This window comes from Streptomyces sp. NPDC002935, assembly GCF_040611295.1.
GTDB lineage: Bacteria > Actinomycetota > Actinomycetes > Streptomycetales > Streptomycetaceae > Streptomyces.
In genome coordinates, this window is sequence record NZ_JBEXNW010000034.1 from 20313 (window position 1) to 44854 (window position 24542).

Here is a 24542-nt window from a genome sequence, read left to right on the forward strand (position 1 = left end):
TGATGACGTGTCAGGAAGGCTTCTGCGTCTGGTCTGTACGGCGGTGGTGACGGCCGGGGCGCTGCTCTCGCCGACGCCCGCGGTGGCCGTCCCGGAGCCCGCTGCGGGTTCGGGGACCGATGCCCAGCGGTCCGTCGCCTCGCTGCTGACGGATCTTCAGCGGCTGTACCAGGACGCCGAACGCGCCACCGAGACGTACAACGGGACCGCCGAGAAACTGAAGAAGCAGCGCGCGGAGGTCGGCAGGCTCGACGCCGGACTCGCCAGGGCCCGCCTCTCGCTGCACGACAGCCGCGGCGCCGCGGGGCGGCTGGCCCGGCAGCAGTACCAGAGCAGCGGCGAGATCTCCTCGTACGTACGGCTGCTGCTCGCCCGGGATCCGCAGCACGCCCTCGACCAGGGGCATCTGATCGGACAGTTGTCGCTGGAGCGGGCCGAGACCGTGCAGCGGGTGACGGGCAACGAGAAGAGGATCGACGACCTCGCGCGTGCGGCCCGCAAGGCCCTGGACGGCCAGCTCTCCCTCGCCGAACGACAGCGGAAGGAGCGGGACAGGGTGCGCGAGCGGCTCGACGACGTCCAGAAGCTGCTCGCCTCGCTCACCGCGGAGCAACTCGTCGAGCTGGACAGGTTCGAGAAGTCGGGGACGGCCGCGGCACAGAAGAAGTTCATGGCGTCCGGCGCGCTCAGCAGCGTGCGGCCGCCGTCGCGGGAGGGCGGGGAGGCACTGCGCTACGCCGTCGAGCAGGTCGGGAAGCCGTACGAGTGGGGCGCGGAGGGCCCGGCCGCCTACGACTGCTCGGGGCTGACGTCACAGGCCTGGGAGCGGGCCGGCCGACCCATCCCCCGCACCAGCCAGGAACAGTGGGCGCACCTCCCGAAGATCCCACTGAGCGAGCTGCGTCCCGGTGATCTGGTGATCTACTTCCCCGAGGCCACACACGTCGCCATCTACCTGGGCGACGGGATGGTGGTGCAGGCACCGCGGCCCGGGTCGAAGATCAAGGTGTCACCCATCGCGGCGAACCCGCTGCTGGGCGCGGTGCGTCCGGATCCGGACGGGGAGCCCATGGGGCACTACACGCCACCGAAGCTCCCCGAGGGCGCCACGGACGGAACCGACGAGGGCTACGCCTCCGCCGCACCGGCCACCGGGACGAGCTAGCGCCCGCCCCCGGGACCGGCGCGGCCGGAGGACCGCCGGGATCGAACGGAAGCCGAACCCCGGGCGTCCTGGGACCATGAAGACATCGCGCCGAGCCGCCACCCTGCTCCTGAGCGCCGGGCTGTTGCTCACCGGCTGCTCGTCCCTGACCGACACCCCGACCGCCGAGGGCTACCACGGCCCCACCCTGCCCGCCCGCACCCCCGAGGCGGGCCACTGGAGGAAAGGGCCGGCCGAGCCCGTGCAGCACAAGCCGTACCCGTACGACATCTATACGCACTGCGGAATCAAGTGGGTCAAGTTCGGGGGCCGTTGGTGGACGCTCGACACGGTCTTCCCCGGCGTCGAGCAGGTCAAGGGGAAACGTGCTCCGCGGTACAGCCAGACGCTCTCCGGCTACATGACCCTGATCGGCCCGGACACCGCGAACTTCGACGCGGCGGGCATGCCCACCCTCCAGTTCGTGCCGGCCGAGAAGAACCCGCCCGGCTGCGACTAGGGGCTGTCGCTCCGCCGGGCGGGCCTCGTCGACCGGGACCTCAGCCCTTCTGCTCCGGGGTCTGCTTCATGCCGTCGACGATCGCGCGCTTGGTGATGGCGCTGATGCCGCGGACGGTGCCGGGCTTGATGACGACCCCGTCCTGGGAGACCGACTTGACCTGCACGGTCCGCTCGCCGAGGAAGACGTGGGTCTTCTTGTCGAAGATCCATTCCTCGCGTTCGCCGCCGGTCTCGTCCAGCCGCGCCACCGCGACGCCCGAGCGGCCGAGCGCGTCCTTGGCGTCGTTCACCACGACCACTCCCGGGATCTTCGCGGCGGCCTTGAACAGGGCCGGGTAGAGCTCCGCGGGCGGGTAGCTCTCGGAGAGCAGGTCACCGATCGTGGTGAACGCCTGCTGATCGGGGGTGTTGCCCTGCCCCGCGGTCTCCTCGTAGATCCGCTTCAGCAGTTTGTCGGGGTCGGTGGTCAGCCGGGCCAGGAAGTCGTACGACGGGTGGTTCAGGCCGGCCTCGGGGGTGTTGCCCTGCTCGTCGGGCAGGCTCAGCGTCTCGCCCTCGGAGCTGTCGTTGACGGCCGCGTCGATCAGCCAGCCCTTGGTGCCGTCGGCGGACTGCCAGATCTGTCGCTTGTGCAGCGCGTAGCTGACGAGGCTGCCCTCGTCGCCGACCGTCTTCACGAAGGTGCCGGAATCCTGGGACTCGATGTAGACGTACTGACCGGGCTTGACCGTGGGGTGGGTCTCCTCGGCCGCCGCCAGTGAGACCTGGTCGATCAGCTGCGACAGGCCCTTGGTCGTCGTGGCGCCGACCGGGACGGTCGCTGCGGGTCCGGTCGCGAGACCACCGCTGTGCACGCCGCTGTCGATCAGCAGCGTCCCGGCGACGACCGCGCCGGCCAGCGCCATCGCGGGCAGCACGAACGCCGGGCGCAGCAGGCGGAGCCCTCGGGGCTTCGGCAGGGTGGGGGCGGCCTTCGTGGTGTTCGCGTCCCGCTGGGTGTCCTGCTGGATGTGGGCCATCAAACGCTCCTTGTGGAACTGGTGACGGCCCGCCGGGAGATCGCGCGCAGTCTGTGGGAGGAGAGGCGCGCTCTCCTCCCACTCGGCCGGACTCTGCCGGGACTGGCTCGCTTTCATCGATTTCCTTCCGATACGGGCCGGATCGAGTGGATGTGTTCTCCTCTTGTCTGTCGATCCGGCCGGCCGAGTTCCCGATTTCCCCGTACGAGTTTTCCCGCGCGTTCTTCGGCGCGGTGGTCCGTGTACGGGACCGGCGCCGCCAGGGCGGCAGGGTGGCCGCCGAGTTCGGCCTCGGTGAGTTTGCGCAGTTTGGCGCGTGCGCGGGAGAGGCGTGAGCGCACCGTTCCGACGGCGATGCCGAGCGCCTCGGCCGCGGCCGTGTACTCCAGCCCCTCCCAGAGGCACAGCGTCAGAACCTCGCGCTCGGGTCTGCGCAGTGCGGCAAGCGCGCGCAGGGCGGCGGCGATACGCCGTCGGTCGTCGAGCCGGCCCGCCACCTCGTCGGCGTGGTCGGGCAGCGCCGTCTCGACCTCCGCGGCGGCGTTCGCCGCGGCCCGGTAGCGCCGGTTGCTGCGATGGTGGCCACGGGCGACATTGATCGCCACGCCCAGCAGCCACGGCCGCAGGCTGCCGCCCTCGGCGCAGACCCGGTCACGCAGCCGCCACGCCTCCATGAAGGTCTCGGCCATCACGTCCTCCGCCGCGGACCAGTCGGCGGTGAGGCGGAAGGCGTGGTTGTAGACGGCGCGGGCGTAGCTGTCGTACAGCTCGGCGAACGCGCTCGGATCCCCGGCACGTATCCGGGTACGCATGTCAGTGCTCACCTTCATTAACTGTCGATCCACGCACACCGGGTTCCCGTGATCCGCGTCACACGGGACGGCGGAGGTGCCGTCCAGCCGCCGGACACCGGGCTGAAGCCTGACACGAGCGGCCGTCGCACTTCGTCCCGGCCGGCGGACGGTGTACGAGTGCGCCGGCCCACAGCAAAGAGGCCCGGACGCTGTGTCCGGGCCTCTGATCTCGCGTGGTGCGGGTGGGTCGGACGACCGTCAGGCCCCGGTGACCGACGCCAGGTAGGCGGCTGTCTTCTCCGGCTCGAAGAAGAAGTTCTCGAAGTCGGCCGGGTCGTTGAAGCCGTTGGCGAACCGGTCGGCGACGGGCGGGAGTTGGCCCGCTGCGCCGATCAGGTTGAGCACGTGCTCCGGCGGGACGCCCAGCATCGCGTTGGTCCACTTGGTGACGTGCTGCGCGGTGTCCCAGTAGCGGTCGAACGTCGCCTGCATCCACTCCTCGTCGAAGGGCTTGTCGCCCTGCTCGACGATCGAGGCGAGGTAGGCGGCGGCGCACTTGGAGGCCGAGTTGGAGCCCTGGCCGGTGATCGGGTCGTTGGCCACGACGACATCCGCGACGCCGAGGACCAGTCCGCCGCCGGGGAGGCGGCCGATCGGGTTGCGCACGGTGGGGGCGTACCGCCCGGACAACGTGCCGCCCGCGTCGGTCAGTTCGACGTTGGTGGCCCGCGCGTACTCCCAGGGCGTGAAACGCTCCATGAGTTCCAGGGTCAGGGAGAGGTGCTCGGCGGGGTCCTTGACGCCGTTGAAGACGTCGAGCGGGCCGCCGGGTATGCCCTCCCAGAAGAGGATGTCGGCGCGGCCCGAAGTGGTGAGGGTCGGCATGATGAACAGCTCGCCGACGCCGGGGACCAGGTTGCAGCGGACCGCGTCGTAGTCCGGGTGCTCCGGACGCGGGCCGAGCCCGTGGACGTAGGCCACCGCGAGGGCGCGCTGCGGCTCGGTGTACGGGGAGCGGGCGGCGTCGCGGCCGAACATCGAGACGAGTTCGCCCTTGCCCGCCGAGACGAGGACCAGGTCGTACGCGCGGGAGAAGTAGTCGAGGTCGGAGACCGCCGCGCCGTGGATGACCAGCTGGCCGCCGCGCTGCGCGAACGTCTCCATCCAGCCGGCCATCTTGACCCGCTGGTCGACCGACTGCGCGTACCCGTCGAGCTTGCCGACCCAGTCGATGGCCCGCTGCGAGGGGCCCGGGTCGAAGGAGCCGGGGGCCGCGACCGAAACGCCGAGCCCTTCGATCTTCGGGGCCTGGGACTCCCAGAAGTTCAGCTGGAGATCGCGCTCGTACTGGAGTGCCCTGTCGAACATGCACTGCGTCGACATGACCCGTCCGGTCCGGATCTCGTCCGCCGTCCGGTTCGACATCAGGGTGACCTCGTACCCCTGCGACTGGAGGCCGAGGGCGAGCTGGAGTCCGGACTGGCCGGCTCCGACGACGAGTATCTTCCGCATGCGGGTTGCTTCTCCTAGGACCTAGGCGTCCCTATTCGGGGCTGACTTCGAGCGCGTGACCGACCAGAGCGAGCAGGGTCTCGACGACCGAGATCCGGCGGCGCGCGTCCATGATCATGACAGGTATGTGCGGAGGAACCGTGAGGGCTTCGCGCACGTCGTCCGGCTCGAACACGTCGCTGCCGTCGAAGTGGTTGACGGCGACGACGTACGGCAGTCCGCAGCTCTCGAAGTAGTCGAGCGCCGGGAAGCAGTCCGAGAGGCGGCGGGTGTCGGCGAGGACCACCGCGCCGATCGCGCCGCGCACCAGGTCGTCCCACATGAACCAGAAACGCTGCTGGCCCGGCGTACCGAAGAGGTAGAGCACCAGGTCGTCGTCGAGCGTGATGCGGCCGAAGTCCATGGCCACGGTGGTGGTCAGCTTCTCCGGCGTACCCGTGAGGTCGTCGGTGTCCTCACTGGCCCGGGTCATCAGCGCCTCCGTCTGAAGAGGCGTGATCTCCGAGACGGCGGTGACGAGCGTGGTCTTGCCGACGCCGAAGCCGCCCGCCACCACGATCTTGGTGGCGATCGGCGCACGCGTGCGGTCCGTCTGCCAGGCCTGCAGATTCTCCTCTTCGTCGAGGAGGGGGGCGACGCCAGGTTCGGCGTCAGAGACGACGGAGTCCACTCAGCACCCTTTCCAGCAGAGCGCGGTCCGGCTGTCCCGGGCCGTGACCTGTTCCGTACACACGGATCTTTCCCTGGTCCGCCAGGTCGCTCAGCAGCACTCGGACCACTCCGAGCGGCATCCTGAGGAGGGCGGCGATCTCGGCCACCGTGCGCATCCGGCGGCAGAGTTCGACGATGGCCCGCATCTCGGGCATCACCCGGTGCGTGAGCGACCCTCCCCCATAGCTCAACGCATGGGAGGTGCCCCCAGTCAGCTCGTTGCGCGTCTCCGGGGCCTCCAGCGCGGCCACGAAGGTCTCCACCAGCAGGACGTGGCCGAAGCGCGTGCGTCCGCCGGTGAGCGAGTAGGGGCGCACGCGGGCGGGCTTGCGGCCGCCGCCGCGGACGGGGAGCTTCTGGACGCCGTTCGAAGCGGTCATCAGGCACTTCCGAGAGCGTCGGCCTCAAGGGACTTCCGGAGCTCGATGCGCAGCTCGGGGGTCAGGACGTGTCCTGCCCGGCCGACGAAGAGCGCCATGTGGTACGCCACCACGCTCATGTCGCAGTCCGGGGAGCCGTGTACTCCGAGCAGCGAGCCGTCGCTGATCGCCATGACGAACAGGCTGCCGTCGTCCATCGCGACCATGGTCTGTTTGACGCCGCCGCCGTCCATCAGCTTGGCGGCGCCGATGGTGAGGCTGCCGATGCCGGAGACGATGGTGGCGAGGTCGGCGGCGGAGCCCTTGGGGCCGGTGGGCCGGGTGCTGTCGGCCGTCCTCGCCTCGGCGTTGCGGCCGGGGTCGGAGGAGAGCAACAGCAGGCCGTCGGAGGAGACGACCGCGACCGACAGGAGGCCCGGCACCTCCTCGACGAGATTGGTCAGCAGCCAGTGCAGGTTACGTGCTTCGCTGCTCAGGCCGAAGGTACTGGTCGCGGTCAACTGCTTGCCTCCTCGACTGTGCCCCCCGATGCTTCTACGTCCTGTGCGTTGAGCTGGTGCGCGGTGGGCGCGTGTCCTGCGGCGGCGTGTGCGGTGGGCACGGGTGCCGACGGTGTCTGTCCGGCGGGCGTGGGGGTTTCCGCCGTCCGGTCGGCGATTTCCGCCTCCACGTCGCGACGGCCCTCGACCGCGCCCCGGTGGAACCCGCCCAGCCTGCGGCGCAGGGCATCGGCGTCCACACCGCCCACGCGTGGCCGAGGGGCCGCGGCGGGGGCGGAGATCTTCGGCGTGCGCTTGGGCAGGCCCTTGTCGGTGAGCCGCGCGTCCTCGTCGGAGGCACGCTCGTGGCTGTCGGGGCCGATGGCGTACGGGTCCGTGGTGGTCCCGTCGGGCAGCTCCGCCGCCCGGGCCGACTCGGCGGCCGGCGCGCCGGAGCGGGAGGCGGCCTCGGTGACACCGGGGACCGTCCCGTCCGCGCCGGGGACCGTCTCGTCCGTGCCGGGCATCGGTGCCGCGTCGAAGCCGGGAGCCGGCTCGGCGAGGTCTCCGGCCGCCTCGGGGGAAGCCGGTGCGGGTGCGGCGGGGCCGGGGGCCGACTCGGTTGCGCCGTAGGCGGGATCGGAGGCCGGCCCGGATGCCGTCCCCGTGCCGCCGGACGCCGCCTCGGCGGTGGCCGGTGCGGGGGTGGCCGGTGCGGCGGAAGCCGGTGCGGCGGAAGCCGGTGCGGCGGAGGCCCGTGCGGGGGTGACCGGAGCCGGGGCTTCGGATGCCGGGGCTTCCGGTGCGGACGCTTCCGGCGCGGAGGCTTCCCGTGCGGGAGATCCAGGTCCGGAGGCGTCCGACGCGACCGCTTCCGGTGCGAGTTCCGGGAGCAGCAGCTCCATCGTGGTCTCGGCCGCGAGTTCGGGGTGCGGCTCGGCGGACGGCTGGGGCTCGCGGGGTGCCGGGATGAGCGGGGTCTGCGCGGCCGGTTCGGGCGCGGGGACCGGTGCCTGCTCGGACTTCGTGTCCGCCTCGGGACCGGCGTCCCGTACGGCCGCCTGGGCCGCCGCGATCAGCGGGTCCTCGCCGGGGACCGGGGCCGCCGCCCTGCGGACCGAACGGCCGCGCAGGACATTGGAGTTGGCCTCGGCGTCGGCGCCGGGCAGAGCCACCTGGGGTGCGCCGCCGACCAGCCGGGTGGACGCGGGGACGGTCGCCGACGGCGCGGCGGCCAGCAGTGCCTTGGGCAGGACGACCACGGCGGCCACCCCGCCCTGCTTCTGCTCACGGAGCTGTGCCCGTACGCCGTGCCGGTGGGCGAGCCGGGCCACCACGTACAGGCCGAGCCCGAGTCCCTCGCCGCTCTCCTGGTCGTACGTGTCCGCCGGGTCGAACTCGGCGAGGCGGGCGTTGAGGTGGCTCATCCGCTCGTCGGTCATGCCGATGCCCTCGTCCTGCACGGAGAGCATCACCTCGCCGCTCTCCAGGAGCCAGCCGGAGACCTCGACGGGCAGGTCGGGCGGCGAGAACGAGGAGGCGTTCTCCAGGAGTTCGGCCACCAGGTGACTGAGGTCGTCGGCGGCGAACCCGGCGATGTGCGCGTGCGGCGGCAGCGCGGCGATCCGCACCCGCTCGTACCGCTCGATCTCGCTGACCGCGGCCCGTACGACGTCGACGAGCGGGACCGGGCCCGCGTGGTGCTGGACGTGCTCGGCGCCCGCGAGGACGAGGAGGTTCTCGCTGTGCCGCCGCATGACGGTGGCGAAGTGGTCGAGCTTGAACAGGGTGGAGAGGCGGTCCGGGTCCTGCTCGCGCTCCTCCAGGCCCTCGATGACGCCGAGCTGGCGCTCGACGAGGCCGAGGGTGCGCAGCGCGAGGTTGACGAAGGTGCTGTGGATGGTGCCGCGCACCTGCTGCAAGTGGGCTGCCGCCTCGGCGAGTTCGCCGCGCAGCTTGTCGCGCTCGTCGGCCATGAGCTGGCGCTGGCCGATGAGGTGCTTGCGGTCGCCTTCGAGGGTGGCGATCCGCTCGTGCAGCGTCGCGGCGTGCGTGTGCAGCGCGTTGACGGAGCGGACGACCTGGGCGAACTCGTCGTTGCGGCCGGTGAACTTGACCGGTTCCCGGGAGCTCGGGTCGGCGGCGAGCCGGGCCGAGCCGAGGCGCAGGACGGCGAGCGGCCGGGTGAGGGTGCGGGCCATGGCCATCGTGACGCCGGCGGCGACGAGCAGCAGGACACCGAGGAGGGTGATGCGGATCTCCAGCGCGGTGACGTCGTCGTCCCGCAGCTGTTCGAGGTCCTTGGTGCGGTGGTCGTTGAGGGAGGCCTCGGCGCCGCGCATCAGCTCGATCCGGGCGGACAGGGTGGCGTCCAGTTTCTTGGTGCCGGTGTCGAGCGCGGAGTCGGAGAGTTTCGGCTGGCCGGTGAGGCTCGCCAGGTACTTGTCGGCCGAGCCGACGTCGGGGCCGGTGACCGTGGAGTCGTAGGACGCCACGGCCTTCTTCGGCGCGGTCTCGCGGAAGTCGGCGAGGGCCGCGTCGGAGCGCAGGCGGGCCTGCTGGGCGGCGGCGCTCAGGGCGTCGCGCTGCTTGGTGTCGGCATCCGACGAGGTGTTCGTGGTGGTCGCCAGACCCGTGATGGGGTCGATGACGGTCTGGGTGGTGCGCGGGATGCCGAGGGCCGCCAGGAGCAGTCCGCGGGCGGCGGCGGACTGCTGGACGGCGGTGTCCAGCTCGGCGAGGGAGTGCGCGCCGGAGCCCGCGCGCAGCGGCATCCGGTCGGCCAGGTCCTCGGCGAGGGCGTGGAGTTCGGCGATGGCCTCGGAGTACGCCTGGTGCGTGTCGAGGGCCGTGCTCTTCCCGGTGAGCGCCGCTCGCCTGAGGGCCGCGATGCCGTCGAGGTCCTTGATCAGCGTAGCGGGGGCGTCGTCGTCCGCCCGCAGCTCGTCGACCTGACGGTCGACGCGCGCGCTGCGCTGCTCGGAGGGCGCCTTGACCTTGGGCCGGCCCGCGGCGACGTACGTGGTGACGTCGTCGCGCTCGTCGGCCAGCGAGTGCGCGAGGGTCAGCGCCTGCTGGGTGCGCTGGGCGAGCGTCACCAGGTTCTGGGAGTCGTTCAGTTGTTGCGAGGCGGACAGCACTGTGGGCGCGCCTGCCGCGGCGATGGCGGCCGCGACGACCGCCACGGCCACGATCAGCCGGTTGCGCACGTGGGCGGTCCTGCCCCGGCCCGTGGAGTCGGTGGCGTCACTCACGGCGCCCCCCTCTGTGGAGTTGGAGGCCGTCTTCTTGCCTGTGCGCCTCGGCCGCGTCTTCTGCACCGGTGCTCGCATTCCTGACTCGTGTACCCATCTGGGGCCCGGGTGACGTCCCGTCAATCGCGGCGTCCGCCCGGTACGGCTCCCGACCCTCCCAGTGCCGGTGGGCAGTGGTCCCGCATCATCTGACCCGCCACCCGAAGGAGTGAACATCGGAGGGGAGTTGGCGGGCAAGTTCCCGGGGCGCGCGCGAGGGGCCCGCGCGGTGGGCCGGTTGGACGTCGGGGACGCGCTTTGGCAGTATTCGCCGCCACGTGTTGCCGGAGTCGATCATTCCATGCCAAACCTGGCGTCTGAGCTGCCGGTCCGCACGTCGGGCGGTCCTCGCCGGTGTTTCACGGACCGTGTGAAGGGCTCGTGCAGACTGGCGGTATGCGTACTGAACTCGTCTCGGAGCCCGGCGACCCGGACCGCCCCAATGAGGACTTCGCATCGGTCGGACTTCCCGCTTCAGGACAGGGCGGTTCACTGGTCGTACTCGACGGGGTGACACCCCCTCGGGGCGACTACGGCTGTGTTCACCCGGTCGCCTGGTTCTGCGCGCGGCTCGGTGGAGCACTGACCGAACTGTCCGTTTCGCAGGGGGATTTGCCCCTGTCGGAGGTGCTGTCCCGGGCGATTCGCCGGGTGGCCGACGCACACGCCGACGCCTGTGACCTTTCTCACCCGCGCACACCCCAGGCAACCGTCGTCCTCGCGCGGTGGTCCGCTTCCGAGGTCGAGTACCTGGTCCTCTCCGACTCGGCCCTGCTGGTGGAGTCCCCCACCGGTGAGGTGACCGCCCTGCTGGACGACCGCCTCTCCCGCCTCCCCCGCGCCGCGCTCACCACGGACGCCGTCGCGGACTCCACCGTCCGCAACAAGGAGGGCGGCTTCTTCACGGCGGCCGCGGATCCGGCGGTGGCCGCTCGCGCGGTGACGGGCACGCTCCCCCGCGCCTCCGTGCGCGCCCTGACGGCCCTCACGGACGGTGCCACCCGCTGGGTGGAGAAGTTCCAGGAGGGCGACTGGGCCGACCTGTTCGCCCTCGTACGCAAGGAGGGCCCCCCGTCCCTCGTCGAGCGCGTGCGGGCGCTGGAACGCGCGGACGCGAAGGAACGGCTGCGGCTGCGGCGCAGCAAGACGCACGACGACGCGACGGTGGTGTTCGTGGAGATGTGAGGGGATGCGAGGGGCACGGGGGGCGGGAGGGGTTACGAGGAGGTACGAGGGGATGTGAACGGCGGCCGGGCGGGGCTACTTCTCCATGCCGCGGTTGAGCTGATGCAGCAGCCGGGCGAGTTCCGCGACCTCGTTGTGGTCCCAGTGGGCGAGTTGGCTCACATAGCGGGCCCGGCGGGCCTCGCGGACGCTGGTGACGCGGCCGCGGCCCTCGTCGGTGAGGTGGACGAGCCAGGCGCGTCCGTCGGCGGGGTCGGGTTCGCGTGCCACCAGGCCCAGCTCCTCCAGGGCGCGCAGTTGCCGGGACATGGTGGCCTTGCCGACGCCGATGTAGGCGGCGAGTTCCGTGGCGCGCTGGCGGCCGCACTCCTCGAGACGGACGAGGAGTCCGTACGCGGCGGACTCCAGGTCCGGATGGACCTCGCGGGCCATCTCCCCCTGACTGGCGCGGGCGCGGCGCAGGAACACGGTCAACTCGCGCTCCAGGGAAAGGAACTCGCGCTCCGCGCCGCCGGGCGTCGCGGACCGGTCCACACCATTTCCCGACACGTCGGATTCGACCGGTCGACCGCCGTCGTTTCCGTCCTCGTGCACGTCAGCACCCCTGACCCGGTTTCCCGATCCTGAAAGTTTCTGCCAGAACTCGCCGTTGCCGCAGCTCCGCCAGTATTTCGCAGGCGTAGACCAACGGCAGCCTCCGGCCCCTCTTCCCACGCCGTCGTCTACGTGCGTAGCTTCTTTATCAGACACTTATTTGCTGGCATGCGCACGCCACCCAGGTCAAGGACGACCTGATCCCCCCTACGGCACGCGTGCCCGCGCTTTCCCCCCACCGAGCTCCGGCGAGCTCCACCGAGCCCCTCCGGAGTTCCATCGCCCTTCGGAGGCACGCACATGCCCGTGCACAGATCCGGAACGGCCCACCGCCTGCGCGCGCTCGCGGTAGGAACCCTGCTCGCCGCCTTCTCCCTCCTGTACTCCCTCCCCTCCTCCGCCGCCGACACCCCCGCCCGGGGCTCCGCCCGGATGGGCATGGGGGTCATCGCCCACGACGGCCAGGACGGCACGCCGTCCACCGGTGACGCCACCCAGACGGAAGGCGTGGACGTCTCCGGCTACCAGGGCAACGTCGCCTGGTCGACGCTGTGGAGCAGCGGGGTCAGGTGGGCCTACACCAAGGCGAGCGAGGGGACGTACTACACGAACCCGTACTTCGCCCAGCAGTACAACGGCGCGTACAACGTCGGCATGATCCGCGGTTCGTACCATTTCGCGACCCCGGACACCACGACCGGCGCCACCCAGGCCAACTACTTCGTCGACCACGGCGGCGGCTGGTCCCGGGACGGCAAGACGCTGCCCGGAGCCCTCGACATCGAGTGGAACCCGTACGGGGCCGCCTGCTACGGCAAGACGCAGAGCGCGATGGTCAGCTGGATCAGCAGCTTCCTCACCCAGTACAAGGCCCGTACCGGGCGCGACGCGGTGATCTACACGGCCGCCAGCTGGTGGACCCAGTGCACCGGCAACTACAGCGGCTTCGCCTCCGCCAACCCGCTGTGGATCGCGCGCTACGCCTCCGATCCCGGGACCCTTCCGGCGGGCTGGGGGTACTACACGATGTGGCAGTACACGTCGTCCGGCCCGACGGTCGGGGACCACGACAAGTTCAACGGCGCCCTGGACCGCGTACAGGCGCTCGCGACCGGCTGACGCACGGCGCGGCGCGGCCGTGCGGCGATGACGTACGTCCCGGACGTGCGCGACCGCCGTACGGCGACGCTCCAGTAATGCCGTACGGCCATGACGTACTGCCATGACGTACGGCGAAGGCCCGGGCCTCCCTCACGGGACCCGGGCCTTCCCTTCCGGCAACGTCTGTCACGCCGCTACCGGAACCCCCGGCACCGCGCCGTTCGTCGCCGGCGCGAGTGCCAGCTCCAGGACCTGGCGGACGTCCGTGACGGCGTGGACGTCGAGCTTCTCCAGGACCTCGGCCGGGACGTCGTCCAGATCGGCCTCGTTGCGCTTCGGGATGATCACGGTCGTGACACCCGCCCGGTGCGCGGCGAGCAGCTTCTGCTTCACGCCGCCGATCGGCAGGACACGGCCGGTCAGCGAGACCTCGCCGGTCATGGCCACATCGGTGCGGACCAGCCGGCCGGACAGGAGCGACGCCAGTGCGGTCGTCATCGTGACGCCCGCGCTCGGACCGTCCTTGGGGACGGCGCCCGCCGGGAAGTGGATGTGCGCACCCCGGTCCTTCAGGTCGCCGACGGGCAGTTCGAGCTCCGCTCCGTGCGAGCGCAGGAAGGAGAGCGCGATCTGGGCCGACTCCTTCATCACGTCGCCCAGCTGACCGGTGAGGGTCAGACCGGCCGCGCCCGTCTCCGGGTCTGCCAGCGACGCCTCCACGTAGAGGACGTCACCGCCCGCGCCCGTGACGGCCAGACCGGTGGCGACACCGGGCACAGCCGTGCGGCGCTCGGCCGGGTCCTGAGCGGCCTCGGGCACGTGGTGCGGGCGCCCGATGAGCCCGCGCAGGTCGGCGTCGGTCACCGTGAACGGCAGCTCCCGGGCCCCCAGTTCGTGCTGGGCCGCGACCTTGCGCAGGAGCCGGGCGATGCCCCGCTCCAGGTTCCGCACGCCCGCTTCGCGGGTGTACTCCCCGGCGAGCTTGCGCAGCGCGCTCTCGTCGAGGACGACCTCGTCCTTCTCCAGACCGGCCCGCTCCAGCTGGCGCGGCAGCAGGTGGTCCCGGGCGATGACGACCTTCTCGTCCTCGGTGTAGCCGTCGAGGCGGACCAGCTCCATACGGTCGAGCAGGGCCTCCGGGATGGCTTCGAGCACATTGGCCGTGGCCAGGAACACGACGTCGGAGAGATCGAGTTCGACCTCCAGGTAGTGGTCGCGGAAGGTGTGGTTCTGCGCCGGGTCGAGGACTTCGAGCAGCGCCGCGGCCGGGTCTCCCCGGTAGTCGGAGCCGACCTTGTCGATCTCGTCGAGCAGGACCACCGGGTTCATCGACCCGGCCTCCTTGATGGCGCGGACGATCCGGCCGGGCAGCGCGCCGACGTACGTACGGCGGTGTCCGCGGATCTCGGCCTCGTCCCGTACACCGCCGAGGGCGACGCGGACGAACTTGCGGCCCATGGCGTGCGCGACGGACTCGCCGAGCGAGGTCTTGCCGACGCCGGGCGGGCCGACGAGCGCGAGCACGGCACCGCCGCGCCGGCCGCCGACGACTCCGAGACCGCGCTCGGAGCGCCGCTTGCGCACGGCGAGGTACTCGGTGATGCGCTCCTTCACGTCCTCCAGACCGGCGTGCTCGGCGTCGAGCACGGACTGGGCGCCCCTGATGTCGTACTCGTCCTCGGTCCGCTCGTTCCACGGCAGTTCCAGGACGGTGTCGAGCCAGGTCCGGATCCAGCTGCCCTCGGGCGACTGGTCACTGGACCTCTCCAGCTTCTCGACCTCCTTGAGGGCGGCTTCGCGGACGTTCTCCGGAAGGTCCGCGGCCTCGACGCGGGCACGGTAGTCGTCGGACTCGTCCTCGCCGTCCTCGCCCTTGAGGTCGCGCAGTTCCTTGCGTACGGCCTCCAGCTGGCGCCGCAGCAGGAACTCGCGCTGCTGCTTGTCGACGCCCTCCTGGACGTCCTTGGCGATGGACTCGGCGACATCCTGCTCGGCGAGGTGCTCGCGGAGCTGCTCGGTGGCGAGCTTCAGCCGGGCCACCGGGTCGGCGGTCTCCAGCAGCTCGACCTTCTGCTCGATGGACAGGAACGGTGAGTAACCGGAATTGTCGGCAAGGGCGGAAACATCGTCGATCTGCTGCACCCGGTCCACCACCTGCCAGGCGGCGCGCTTGCGCAGCCAGCTGGTGGCCAGGGCCTTGTATTCCTTGACCAGGTCGGCGACCCGGCCGGGCAGCGGGTCGGGCACGGTCTCCTCGACCCGGGTGCCCTCGACCCACAGTGCGGCACCGGGACCGGTGGTCCCCGCGCCCACCTTCACGCGCCCACGCCCTCGGATCAGGGCGCCCGGGTCGCCGTCGGCCAGCCGGCCGACCTGCTCGACGGTGCCGAGCACTCCGGTGCTCGCGTAGGTCCCGTCAATGCGTGGCACCAGGAGTACCTGAGGCTTGCCGGGCGTTGAACGGGCGGCGGCCTGAGCAGCCTCCACCGCGGCGCGCACATCGGTGTCGTTCAGATCCAGCGGAACCACCATCCCGGGCAGCACGACCTCGTCGTCGAGCGGCAGCACGGGCAGGGTGAGTGATGCGGACGTCGAAGCCATGATCTCCCCTTCGGCAGTCAAGTTGAGCTATGCCGACTCAATGCATGGGAGCCCCCCATTGTTCCCCGAGGGCTGTTCGCTGTGAGCGATCACTTCCGACGGCCGGTGTTCCCTGCACATCGCCGCTGGTCATCAGCCGCCCGCGGGGCCGGGAGCCGGTCGAGCGAGAAGCCGCCGCCGGAACGCCCTTCAAGGGGTGGCGCGACGCCGGGCCGCCCTGGCATCATCACCGGGTAGGTAATGGCTCACATCGAAGAGTGACCCTTACACGGACTGCATCGACCAGCTACATGGACCAGATGCGAGCGCAGGGGGCAGCGGTGGACAGGATCGTGCGGGCCTGGGTGGACGGATGGGTCGTCTCGCGCGGGGCGGCGCCGCCCGTCGTCGAGGGATGGGGGTACACGATCGACGTGGGACAGAAGGGGCACGTGACGCGCCATGTCCTCGGGGCGACGAACGACGATGTCGAGGAGGCCTCGGTCCGCAAGGTCGCGGACGCGGTGACCGCGGCCGGAGTGTGGCTCAAGGTCTTCGCCGAACCCTCGGCCGTCCGGGCCTGGCTCGGCGCGGGCTGGTGGATCGACCCCGAGCCCGGCTACCTGATGTCCGTGCCCCTGACCGACACGCGGAGCGCCACCCCCGACAGTGCCCTGCCCGACGGCTACCGGCTGCGCACGTGGACCCGAGGTGGCGTCACACGCGCCCTGGTCACGGCATCGGACGGCTCCTGGGCGGCTCGCGGCCAGATCGCTCCCACGGGTGGGACGGCGGTCGTCGACCAGTTGGAGACGTCGGTGGAGCACCGGCGGCGGGGGCTCGGCCGCTTCGTCATGCGGACCCTCACCCGGGCCGCGGCGGACCAGGGCGCCGAGACCGGAGTCCTGGCGGGGACACCGGAGGGGCGGGCGCTGTACGAGTCACTGGGGTGGCGGGTGGAGGCGCCCCTGCTGAGCGGGCACTTCGTGGGGAACCGGCGCGAGGAGCCGTAGTCCGCCCGCTCCCGACAGGGTCACGAGGCACCTCCGATCCGGCGGGTCCACCCCGGGCCAGGTCCAACCTCAGCCCGGTCCACTCCTCAGGCCGGGGTCCCCAGGCCCGTCCGGCGCCTCAGTGCGGCGTGCCCGGCCCGGGGGGCTCGCGCCATGCCCCTCCCGCGCCCGCTTCCGCTCCCGTACCAACGGCCAGGTCGCGACGCCGATCGCCAGTGCTATCAGGTGTCCCCAGTTCGCCATGGGGTCGTCGAAGGCGATCAGGTCCGCCGCGAGGACCGAGCCGAGGCCGGTCAGGAGCGGCAGGCGCAGCCACGGCGAAAGGAGCCCCGCGAGCGAGCCGACGCTCGCGGCGACGCCGTAGCTGATGCCGTAGTCGAGCCGGTGCAGCGAGCCGGCGGGCAGTCGACCCGCAAGCACCGCCAGCCCGACGGGCACCTCGGTGACCAGCGTGGCCACCGCATGCCCGAGCAGGAAGACGCCGGCCGCGCGCGCCGTGCCGGTACGGCGCTCCAGCGCGGTCAGTATCAGCAGACAGCCGACCGCGTACGGCGAGGCGACCCCGCCGACGATCCACAGCGCGCTCGCGATCAGGACGAACACCGGATGCCGCACGAGGTGCGCGACGTCCGTACTGGACGCCTGGTGCAGGGCGTGCACCGACGCGGGGTCCATGTGTTCGGCGAGGTACGAGGTGACGGCGAGGACGGCCGCGTACCCGAAGGTGAACGGAGTCCCGAGCGGCGAGGGCAGAAGCCGCCCGGCACGGAGGCCACCGAACCGCCGGGCGAGGGTGCCGCTGCCGCCGAGCCGTGCGGGGAGAACGCGTCGGGCGCCATCGGTCACGGGGGCCGGAGGGGCCGACGGGGCGGGCGAGGCCGGTCGCGGTGCGGAGCAGGTGCGCTGCCGGGGCATCCCGGCGAGAAGGTTCAGGAGAGGCTCACCCGGCTCCGGCCCGCCGGACGCACCGTCTCGACCGATGGAGGCACCGTCTCGGCCGGCGGAGGCACCGTCTCGGCCGATGGAGGCACCGTCTCGGCCGATGGAGGCATCGGGTCGGCCATGGGACACGTCAGCGCGGCCGGTGGGCGCGTCGGCTCGCTCGGTGGTGCTCCCGTCCACGGTGCGGCGCTCCTTCCGTCACGCCCCACCCTTCGCGCCTCCCCTGTCACTGTCTATGACCGGCGCCACGTCCGGGCCGATTCACAGCAACTCCTCAAGCAAGGGCCAAGGCGTCGGACCACCGCACGCCTCAAGAGCGGCCGACGCATCACGCCTCCGCCCTGTCCGCACGGCCCAGGAAGGGGACGGCTGCCCTTCGAACCGCCGCGCTCGATGGCGGGGGTTCGGGCGGTAATTCCTGCCACTCGTCCTGGTGAAAATGCCAGGATGGCGGCCATGACTGCCTCGTACGACACTCCTGTGGTCATCGACCGCCGCCAGGGCCCGTACGGCGAGGTCGTGTTGCGGCGCCACGGCGCGCTGCTGCAGATCATCGCCAACGGGTGCTTCCTGATGGACACGTCCGACGGGCGTTCCGAGCGGCGGCTCATGGACGCGGCGTACGACGCACTGGACGGGCGCCCGGAGCCCCGTGTCCTGATCGGCGGGCTCGGTGTCGGGTTCTCGCTCGCACACGCCGCCGCGGACCGCCGCTGGGGGCGCATCACGGTGGTCGAGCGTGAGCGGGCCATCATCGACTGGCACCGCGGCGGCCCCCTCGCCGGGCTCTCGGCCCGGGCGCTCACCGATCCCCGTGCCGACATCGTCGAGGCCGATCTCGTCGACTACGTCAATGAGATTTCCGACACGTTCGACGCGCTGTGCCTCGACATCGACAACGGACCCGGCTGGACGGTCACCGAGGGCAACGCGGGACTGTACGGGAAGCCCGGACTGGCAAGCTGCGCAAGGGCGTTGAAGCCGGGCGGCGTGCTCGCCGTGTGGTCGGCCCAGCCCTCTCCGGAATTTGAAGAAACCTTGCGGAATGCCGGATTCCAGCGGGTCCGTACCGAAGAGATCCCCGTTGCCCGGGGCGTGCCCGACGTCGTGCACCTCGCGGTAAGGCCTGGATAGCCGCGGCACGGCGACTGCCCGTACCCTGCTTCACTGACGCGGATCATTCAAGCGTCAAGCGCAGTCATGGAATCACCCCACGGATTCCGGAACGCACACTTCAGGGGCGGGCGATGGAGCAGACACACACCTCCCAGAACGGCACGGCGGCGACTCCGGGCGCTCAGCGCCGGGTCCTGGTCGTCGAGGACGACCCGACGATCGTCGACGCCATCGCGGCCCGCCTGCGAGCCGAGGGATTCCTCGTGCAAACCGCGGGCGACGGTCCGGCCGCAGTCGACACCGCCGAGGCCTGGCAGCCCGATCTGCTGATCCTCGACATCATGCTGCCCGGCTTCGACGGCTTGGAGGTCTGCCGCCGTGTGCAGGCCGCCCGCCCGGTGCCGGTGCTGATGCTCACCGCGCGCGACGACGAGACCGACATGCTGGTCGGGCTCGGCGTCGGCGCCGACGACTACATGACCAAGCCGTTCTCGATGCGCGAGCTGGCCGCTCGCGTGCACGTCCTGCTCCGCAGGGTCGAGCGCGCCGTGGTCGCGGCCTCCACACCGCGCAGCGGCATCCTGCGCCTCGGCGAGCTGGAGATCGACCACGCGCAGCGCCGGGTGCGAGTGCGCAGCGAGGACGTACATCTGACTCCCACCGAGTTCGATCTCCTCGTCTGCCTCGCGAACACGCCGCGTGCCGTACTCTCGCGCGAGCAGCTGCTCGCCGAGGTGTGGGACTGGGCGGACGCCTCCGGTACCCGGACCGTCGACAGCCACATCAAGGCGCTGCGTCGCAAGATCGGTGCCGATCGGATCCGTACGGTGCATGGCGTGGGCTACGCACTGGAGAGCCCGACTCCCTGAGCCGGGCCTCCGTCGGAACGTCGGGACCTTCATGATCGGGACCTGCGTGAGGGGCTGATGTGATGAGCGGACTCGGAGAGCGAGGACGCGTGCTCGGCGAGCGCGCGTCCGGGGAGCGCAGAAGCGCGGGCCCCTGGGGCGGCGTGCGGCCCTTCTCCATCAAGACCAAGCTGGGCGCCCTGGTCGTCATCTCCGTGCTCATCACGACGGGTCTGTCGATGATCGCGGTGCACACCAAGACGGAGCTCCGCTTCATCACGGTCTTCTCGATGATCGCCACGCTGCTGATCACGCAGTTCGTGGCGCATTCGCTCACCGCGCCGCTCGACGAGATGAACGCGGTGGCCCGCTCCATCTCGCACGGCGACTACACCCGCCGGGTGCGGGACGACCGGCGGGACGAGCTGGGCGACCTGGCCCAGACGATCAACCTCATGGCCGACGAGCTGGAGGCCCAGGACCGCCAGCGCAAGGAACTCGTCGCGAATGTCTCGCACGAGCTGCGCACCCCGATCGCGGGTCTGCGCGCGGTCCTGGAGAACGTCGTGGACGGTGTCTCGGCCGCCGACCCCGAGACGATGCGCACGGCGCTGAAGCAGACGGAGCGGCTCGGGCGGCTCGTGGAGACGCTCCTCGACCTGTCCCGGCTGGACAACGGCGTCGTACCGCTGCGCCGGCGGCGTTTCGAGGTGTGGCCTTATCTTTCCGGCGTGCTGAAGGAGGCCAACATGGTCGCCTCCGCGCGCGCGGACATCGCCTCGGGCTCGGGCAGCCACACCCGCACGGACGTCCATCTGCACCTCGACGTGTCCCCGCCGGAGCTGACCGCGCACGCGGACCCGGAGCGGATCCACCAGGTCGTGGCGAACCTCATCGACAACGCGGTCAAGCACAGCCCGCCGCACGGCCGGGTGACGGTGAAGGCGCGACGGGGCAACTACCCCGAGTCGCTGGCCCTGGAGGTCCTGGACGAGGGGCCCGGCATCCCGAAGTCGGAATGGCACCGCGTCTTCGAGCGGTTCAACCGGGGCGGGGTGCCCGCGCCGCACGGTCCGGGCAGCGACGGCGGTACGGGTCTGGGCCTGGCCATCGCCCGCTGGGCGGTCGATCTGCACGGCGGACGGATCGGAGTGGCCGAATCCCAGCGGGGCTGCCGGATCCAGGTCATCCTTCCGGGACTCCCTTCTCTGCCAAGTTGACGTAAAGTTCGAACCGGAGCCGCAAGATCCATCGTTGTCGCCGCCGGCGTACACGTGTGATCAGGCACAGGGCCGCGTGAAGGATGCCGCGACCCCTGGTCGACGTACCCATTCCAAGGCGGAACCCCGCTTGTTTCCCGCCATTTCCACAGCCGAAACACGGATTCCGATGTGACTTGCGCGACGTTGGACGGGCCCGGCCTGACCTTCTCGGCCAGGGAGGCGTAGCCTTTATTCCCGCTGTCCATCACCTTGTGAAGCGGAAGAGGGCGGTTGCCGCCGTGTCGCCACAGTCCCCCAGTAACTCGAGCATCTCGACCGATGACCAAGCCGCCGGGAAGAACCCCGCGGCCGCCTTCGGTGCGAACGAATGGCTCGTCGACGAGATCTATCAGCAGTACCTCCAGGACCCGAATTCGGTAGACCGAGCCTGGTGGGACTTCTTCGCCGACTACAAGTCCGGGGCGGCCGCCGCCCCGGCTCCGGCGGGTGCTGCGGCCGCGGGGGCCGCAGGGACCACCACGTCCGCGCCTGCCGCGCCGGCCGCCCCTGTGGCGCCCGCGGCTCGCCAGGCTCCTCCTCAGGCTGTGCCCGCGCCCGCTCCGGCCGCCGCTCCGGCGGCTCCGAAGCCCGCTGCCGCCGCCCCGGCGCCCGTGAAGGCCGCACCGGCCGCCGCGCAGCCGAAGGCCGCTCCGGCGGCCGAGGCGCCCGAGGGCCCCGAGTACGTCACCCTGCGTGGTCCGGCCGGTGCCGTCGCGAAGAACATGAACGCCTCGCTGGAGGTGCCCACGGCCACGTCCGTGCGCGCGGTCCCGGTGAAGCTGCTCTTCGACAACCGCATCGTCATCAACAACCACCTGAAGCGGGCCCGGGGCGGGAAGATCTCCTTCACCCACCTCATCGGGTACGCGATGGTGCAGGCCATCAAGGCCATGCCGTCGATGAACTGGCACTTCGCGGAGAAGGACGGGAAGCCCACCCTCGTCAAGCCGCCGCACGTCAACTTCGGCCTCGCCATCGACCTGGTGAAGCCCAACGGTGACCGCCAGCTGGTCGTCGCGGGCATCAAGAAGGCCGAGACGCTGAACTTCTTCGAGTTCTGGCAGGCCTACGAGGACATCGTCCGCCGCGCCCGTGACGGCAAGCTGACGATGGACGACTTCACCGGTGTCACGGTCTCCCTGACCAACCCCGGCGGCCTCGGCACCGTCCACTCGGTCCCGCGTCTGATGCCCGGACAGTCGGTCATCATGGGCGTCGGCTCCATGGACTACCCGGCGGAGTTCCAGGGCACCTCCCAGGACACCCTGAACAAGCTCGGCATCGCGAAGGTCATGACGCTCACGTCGACCTACGACCACCGGGTCATCCAGGGCGCGGCCTCCGGCGAGTTCCTGCGCGTCGTGGCGAACTCCCTGCTCGGCGAGACCGGCTTCTACGACGAGGTCTTCGAGTCGCTGCGGATTCCCTACGAGCCGGTCCGCTGGCTCAAGGACATCGACGCCAGCCACGACGACGACGTCACCAAGGCCGCCCGTGTCTTCGAGCTGATCCACTCCTACCGGGTCCGCGGCCACGTCATGGCCGACACCGACCCGCTGGAGTACCGCCAGCGCAAGCACCCCGACCTGGACATCACCGAGCACGGCCTCACGCTCTGGGACCTGGAGCGCGAGTTCGCCGTCGGCGGCTTCGCGGGCAAGTCCCTGATGAAGCTGCGCGACATCCTCGGTGTGCTGCGCGACTCGTACTGCCGCACCACCGGCATCGAGTTCATGCACATCCAGGACCCGAAGCAGCGCAAGTGGATCCAGGACCGCATCGAGCGCCCGCACACCAAGCCGGAGCGCGAGGAGCAGCTGCGCATCCTGCGCCGCCTGAACGCGGCGGAGGCCTTCGAGACCTTCCTGCAGACGAAGTACGTCGGCCAGAAGCGCTTCTCCCTGGAGGGCGGCGAGTCCGTCATCCCGCTCCTCGACGCCGTCATCGACAGCGCCGCGGAGTCCCGCCTGGACGAGGTCGTCATCGGCATGGCCCACCGCGGCCGGCTGAACGTCCTCGCGAACATCGTCGGCAAGTCGTACGCGCAGATCTTCCGCGAGTTCGAGGGCAACCTCGACCCGAAGTCGATGCACGGCTCCGGCGACGTGAAGTACCACCTGGGCGCCCAGGGCACCTTCACCGGCCTGGACGGCGAGCAGATCAAGGTCGCGCTGGCCGCGAACCCGTCCCACCTGGAGACGGTCGACCCGATCATCGAGGGCATCGTCCGCGCCCGCCAGGACATCATCAACAAGGGCGGCACCGACTTCACGGTCCTGCCGGTCGCCCTGCACGGTGACGCGGCCTTCGCCGGCCAGGGTGTGGTCGCCGAGACGCTCAACATGTCGCAGCTGCGCGGCTACCGCACGGGCGGCACGGTCCACATCGTCATCAACAACCAGGTCGGCTTCACCGCCGCCCCGGAGTCGTCGCGCTCCTCCATGTACGCCACCGACGTGGCCCGCATGATCGAGGCGCCGATCTTCCACGTGAACGGCGACGACCCCGAGGCCGTCGTCCGCGTCGCGCGGCTGGCGTTCGAGTTCCGCCAGGCGTTCAACAAGGACGTCGTGATCGACCTCATCTGCTACCGCCGCCGCGGACACAACGAGTCCGACAACCCGGCGTTCACGCAGCCGCTGATGTACGACCTGATCGACAAGAAGCGCTCGGTGCGCAAGCTCTACACCGAGTCCCTGATCGGTCGCGGCGACATCACCCTCGAAGAGGCCGAGCAGGCTCTGCAGGACTTCCAGGGCCAGCTGGAGAAGGTCTTCACCGAGGTCCGCGAAGCCGTCGCGCAGGCGCCCGAGGCTCACGTCCCGGACGTCCAGGCCGAGTTCCCGGTCGCCGTGTCCACCGCGGTCTCCCAGGAGATCGTGAAGCGGATCGCCGAGTCCCAGGTCAACATCCCCGACAACGTCACCGTGCACCCGCGGCTGCTCCCGCAGCTCCAGCGCCGTGCGGCGATGATCGAGGACGGCACGATCGACTGGGGCATGGGCGAGACCCTCGCCATCGGTTCGCTGCTCCTGGAGGGCACGCCGGTCCGGCTGTCCGGCCAGGACTCGCGCCGCGGCACCTTCGGCCAGCGTCACGCGGTACTGATCGACCGGGTCACGGGCGAGGACTACACCCCGCTCCAGTACCTCTCGGACGACCAGGCCCGCTACAACGTCTACGACTCGCTGCTCTCCGAGTACGCGGTCATGGGCTTCGAGTACGGCTACTCGCTGGCCCGCCCGGACGCGCTGGTCATGTGGGAGGCGCAGTTCGGTGACTTCGTCAACGGCGCGCAGACGGTCGTCGACGAGTACATCTCGGCCGCCGAGCAGAAGTGGGGCCAGACGTCCGGCGTCACCCTGCTGCTCCCGCACGGCTACGAGGGCCAGGGCCCGGACCACTCCTCGGCCCGTATCGAGCGCTTCCTCCAGCTGTGCGCGCAGAACAACATGACGGTCGCCCAGCCGACGCTCCCGTCGAACTACTTCCACCTCCTGCGGTGGCAGGTGCACAACCCGCACCACAAGCCGCTGGTGGTCTTCACCCCGAAGTCGATGCTGCGCCTCAAGGCCGCCGCGTCGAAGGCGGAAGAGTTCACGACGGGTCAGTTCCGCCCGGTCATCGGTGACGACTCGGTCGAGGCGGCCGCCGTGCGCAAGGTCGTGTTCTGCGCCGGCAAGCTGTACTACGACCTGGAGGCCGAGCGGAAGAAGCGCGGCAGCACGGACACGGCGATCATCCGTATCGAGCGCCTGTACCCGCTGCCGGGTGCCGAGCTCCAGGCGGAGATCGCCAAGTACCCGAACGCCGAGAAGTACCTGTGGGCCCAGGAGGAGCCGGCGAACCAGGGTGCCTGGCCGTTCATCGCGCTCAACCTGATCGACCACCTCGACCTGGCGGTCGGCGCCGACGTCCCGCACGGCGAGCGCCTGCGCCGCATCTCGCGCCCGCACTCCTCCTCCCCCGCCGTCGGTTCCGCGAAGCGGCACCAGGCGGAGCAGGAGCAGCTGGTGCGTGAGGTGTTCGAGGCCTAGGCCTCCGGCA

Annotated in this window: 19 protein-coding genes; 9 read left to right on the forward strand and 10 right to left on the reverse strand. The window is 70.9% G+C overall.

What is annotated here, in order from left to right; translation table 11 throughout:
• The first annotated feature begins 7 nt into the window (after window positions 1–7).
• Window positions 8–1165, forward strand: coding sequence for an NlpC/P60 family protein (locus tag ABZX90_RS34090; RefSeq protein WP_355211439.1), 1158 nt, complete (start codon window positions 8–10; stop codon window positions 1163–1165).
• Between the two features lie 76 nt (window positions 1166–1241).
• On the forward strand, window positions 1242–1664 hold the full coding sequence (locus tag ABZX90_RS34095) for a hypothetical protein (RefSeq protein WP_355211442.1): 423 nt from the start codon (window positions 1242–1244) through the stop codon (window positions 1662–1664).
• Between the two features lie 40 nt (window positions 1665–1704).
• On the opposite strand, the gene ABZX90_RS34100 is transcribed toward ABZX90_RS34095, so the two are convergent.
• From ABZX90_RS34100 to ABZX90_RS34130, 7 genes are all read right to left on the reverse strand, one after another.
• Window positions 1705–2802: a CU044_5270 family protein gene (locus tag ABZX90_RS34100; protein WP_355211445.1), complete on the reverse strand. Its 1098-nt coding sequence runs from the start codon at window positions 2800–2802 to the stop codon at window positions 1705–1707.
• Entirely contained in the window at window positions 2799–3497 is a 699-nt protein-coding gene (locus tag ABZX90_RS34105) for an RNA polymerase sigma factor (RefSeq protein ID WP_351124983.1), read from the reverse strand. Before ABZX90_RS34105 ends, ABZX90_RS34100 begins: the two co-directional genes overlap by 4 nt.
• A gap of 240 nt (window positions 3498–3737) precedes the next feature.
• A complete protein-coding gene (locus ABZX90_RS34110) occupies window positions 3738–4991 on the reverse strand; it encodes a styrene monooxygenase/indole monooxygenase family protein (protein ID WP_355211448.1) in 1254 nt (417 codons plus the stop codon).
• A 31-nt stretch (window positions 4992–5022) separates the two neighbouring features.
• Window positions 5023–5661: an ATP/GTP-binding protein gene (locus tag ABZX90_RS34115; RefSeq protein ID WP_351124977.1), complete on the reverse strand. Its 639-nt coding sequence runs from the start codon at window positions 5659–5661 to the stop codon at window positions 5023–5025.
• Window positions 5642–6082 (reverse strand): DUF742 domain-containing protein, encoded by a 441-nt coding sequence (locus ABZX90_RS34120; RefSeq protein ID WP_355211452.1) that lies wholly within the window; start codon window positions 6080–6082, stop codon window positions 5642–5644. Before ABZX90_RS34120 ends, ABZX90_RS34115 begins: the two co-directional genes overlap by 20 nt.
• Complete coding sequence (locus ABZX90_RS34125) at window positions 6082–6582, reverse strand: roadblock/LC7 domain-containing protein (RefSeq protein ID WP_351124971.1); 501 nt, start codon at window positions 6580–6582, stop codon at window positions 6082–6084. Before ABZX90_RS34125 ends, ABZX90_RS34120 begins: the two co-directional genes overlap by 1 nt.
• A complete protein-coding gene (locus tag ABZX90_RS34130) occupies window positions 6579–9893 on the reverse strand; it encodes a nitrate- and nitrite sensing domain-containing protein (protein WP_355211455.1) in 3315 nt (1104 codons plus the stop codon). Before ABZX90_RS34130 ends, ABZX90_RS34125 begins: the two co-directional genes overlap by 4 nt.
• A gap of 357 nt (window positions 9894–10250) precedes the next feature.
• Between ABZX90_RS34130 and ABZX90_RS34135 the strand changes: the two genes are divergently transcribed.
• The gene (locus ABZX90_RS34135; protein WP_355211458.1) at window positions 10251–11039 is read left to right on the forward strand and encodes a protein phosphatase 2C domain-containing protein; all 789 of its coding nucleotides are present in this window, start codon (window positions 10251–10253) and stop codon (window positions 11037–11039) included.
• Between the two features lie 75 nt (window positions 11040–11114).
• On the opposite strand, the gene ABZX90_RS34140 is transcribed toward ABZX90_RS34135, so the two are convergent.
• On the reverse strand, window positions 11115–11633 hold the full coding sequence (locus ABZX90_RS34140; protein WP_355211461.1) for a MarR family transcriptional regulator: 519 nt from the start codon (window positions 11631–11633) through the stop codon (window positions 11115–11117).
• A 300-nt stretch (window positions 11634–11933) separates the two neighbouring features.
• On the opposite strand from ABZX90_RS34140, the gene ABZX90_RS34145 reads away from it, so the two are divergent.
• Window positions 11934–12752 (forward strand): lysozyme, encoded by an 819-nt coding sequence (locus tag ABZX90_RS34145; RefSeq protein ID WP_355211464.1) that lies wholly within the window; start codon window positions 11934–11936, stop codon window positions 12750–12752.
• A gap of 168 nt (window positions 12753–12920) precedes the next feature.
• Here the strand turns inward: ABZX90_RS34145 and lon are convergent, their stop codons facing one another.
• Window positions 12921–15335: an endopeptidase La gene (lon, locus tag ABZX90_RS34150; protein WP_351124958.1), complete on the reverse strand. Its 2415-nt coding sequence runs from the start codon at window positions 15333–15335 to the stop codon at window positions 12921–12923.
• 290 nt (window positions 15336–15625) lie between these two features.
• On the opposite strand from lon, the gene ABZX90_RS34155 reads away from it, so the two are divergent.
• Window positions 15626–16327 (forward strand): GNAT family N-acetyltransferase, encoded by a 702-nt coding sequence (locus tag ABZX90_RS34155; protein ID WP_355211467.1) that lies wholly within the window; start codon window positions 15626–15628, stop codon window positions 16325–16327.
• A 69-nt stretch (window positions 16328–16396) separates the two neighbouring features.
• Here ABZX90_RS34155 and ABZX90_RS34160 read toward each other — a convergent pair whose 3' ends face one another.
• Window positions 16397–17242: a rhomboid-like protein gene (locus ABZX90_RS34160; RefSeq protein ID WP_355211470.1), complete on the reverse strand. Its 846-nt coding sequence runs from the start codon at window positions 17240–17242 to the stop codon at window positions 16397–16399.
• A gap of 483 nt (window positions 17243–17725) precedes the next feature.
• Between ABZX90_RS34160 and ABZX90_RS34165 the strand changes: the two genes are divergently transcribed.
• The 4 genes from ABZX90_RS34165 (at window position 17726) to ABZX90_RS34180 (ending at window position 24532) form a co-directional block, all read left to right on the forward strand.
• Window positions 17726–18403: a spermidine synthase gene (locus tag ABZX90_RS34165; RefSeq protein ID WP_351125187.1), complete on the forward strand. Its 678-nt coding sequence runs from the start codon at window positions 17726–17728 to the stop codon at window positions 18401–18403.
• Window positions 18404–18516: 113 nt separating this feature from the next.
• Window positions 18517–19254, forward strand: a complete 738-nt coding sequence (locus tag ABZX90_RS34170) for a response regulator transcription factor (RefSeq protein ID WP_351124953.1) — start codon at window positions 18517–18519, stop codon at window positions 19252–19254.
• Between the two features lie 62 nt (window positions 19255–19316).
• Window positions 19317–20453: a HAMP domain-containing sensor histidine kinase gene (locus ABZX90_RS34175; protein ID WP_351124950.1), complete on the forward strand. Its 1137-nt coding sequence runs from the start codon at window positions 19317–19319 to the stop codon at window positions 20451–20453.
• Between the two features lie 281 nt (window positions 20454–20734).
• Window positions 20735–24532 (forward strand): multifunctional oxoglutarate decarboxylase/oxoglutarate dehydrogenase thiamine pyrophosphate-binding subunit/dihydrolipoyllysine-residue succinyltransferase subunit, encoded by a 3798-nt coding sequence (locus ABZX90_RS34180; RefSeq protein ID WP_351124948.1) that lies wholly within the window; start codon window positions 20735–20737, stop codon window positions 24530–24532.
• The last annotated feature ends 10 nt before the right edge of the window (window positions 24533–24542 follow it).

What these genes read in the sequence shown, in the direction of transcription:
- ABZX90_RS34095 (WP_355211442.1), top strand. Translation starts at nt 1,242, where the DNA reads ATGAAGACATCGCGCCGAGCCGCCACCCTGCTCCTGAGCGCCGGGCTG.
- ABZX90_RS34100 (WP_355211445.1), bottom strand. Translation starts at nt 2,802, where the DNA reads ATGAAAGCGAGCCAGTCCCGGCAGAGTCCGGCCGAGTGGGAGGAGAGC.
- ABZX90_RS34105 (WP_351124983.1), bottom strand. Translation starts at nt 3,497, where the DNA reads ATGCGTACCCGGATACGTGCCGGGGATCCGAGCGCGTTCGCCGAGCTG.
- ABZX90_RS34110 (WP_355211448.1), bottom strand. Translation starts at nt 4,991, where the DNA reads ATGCGGAAGATACTCGTCGTCGGAGCCGGCCAGTCCGGACTCCAGCTC.
- ABZX90_RS34120 (WP_355211452.1), bottom strand. Translation starts at nt 6,082, where the DNA reads ATGACCGCTTCGAACGGCGTCCAGAAGCTCCCCGTCCGCGGCGGCGGC.
- ABZX90_RS34130 (WP_355211455.1), bottom strand. Translation starts at nt 9,893, where the DNA reads ATGCGAGCACCGGTGCAGAAGACGCGGCCGAGGCGCACAGGCAAGAAG.
- ABZX90_RS34135 (WP_355211458.1), top strand. Translation starts at nt 10,251, where the DNA reads ATGCGTACTGAACTCGTCTCGGAGCCCGGCGACCCGGACCGCCCCAAT.
- ABZX90_RS34145 (WP_355211464.1), top strand. Translation starts at nt 11,934, where the DNA reads ATGCCCGTGCACAGATCCGGAACGGCCCACCGCCTGCGCGCGCTCGCG.
- lon (WP_351124958.1), bottom strand. Translation starts at nt 15,335, where the DNA reads ATGGCTTCGACGTCCGCATCACTCACCCTGCCCGTGCTGCCGCTCGAC.
- ABZX90_RS34155 (WP_355211467.1), top strand. Translation starts at nt 15,626, where the DNA reads ATGGACCAGATGCGAGCGCAGGGGGCAGCGGTGGACAGGATCGTGCGG.
- ABZX90_RS34160 (WP_355211470.1), bottom strand. Translation starts at nt 17,242, where the DNA reads ATGCCCCGGCAGCGCACCTGCTCCGCACCGCGACCGGCCTCGCCCGCC.
- ABZX90_RS34165 (WP_351125187.1), top strand. Translation starts at nt 17,726, where the DNA reads ATGACTGCCTCGTACGACACTCCTGTGGTCATCGACCGCCGCCAGGGC.
- ABZX90_RS34170 (WP_351124953.1), top strand. Translation starts at nt 18,517, where the DNA reads ATGGAGCAGACACACACCTCCCAGAACGGCACGGCGGCGACTCCGGGC.
- ABZX90_RS34175 (WP_351124950.1), top strand. Translation starts at nt 19,317, where the DNA reads ATGAGCGGACTCGGAGAGCGAGGACGCGTGCTCGGCGAGCGCGCGTCC.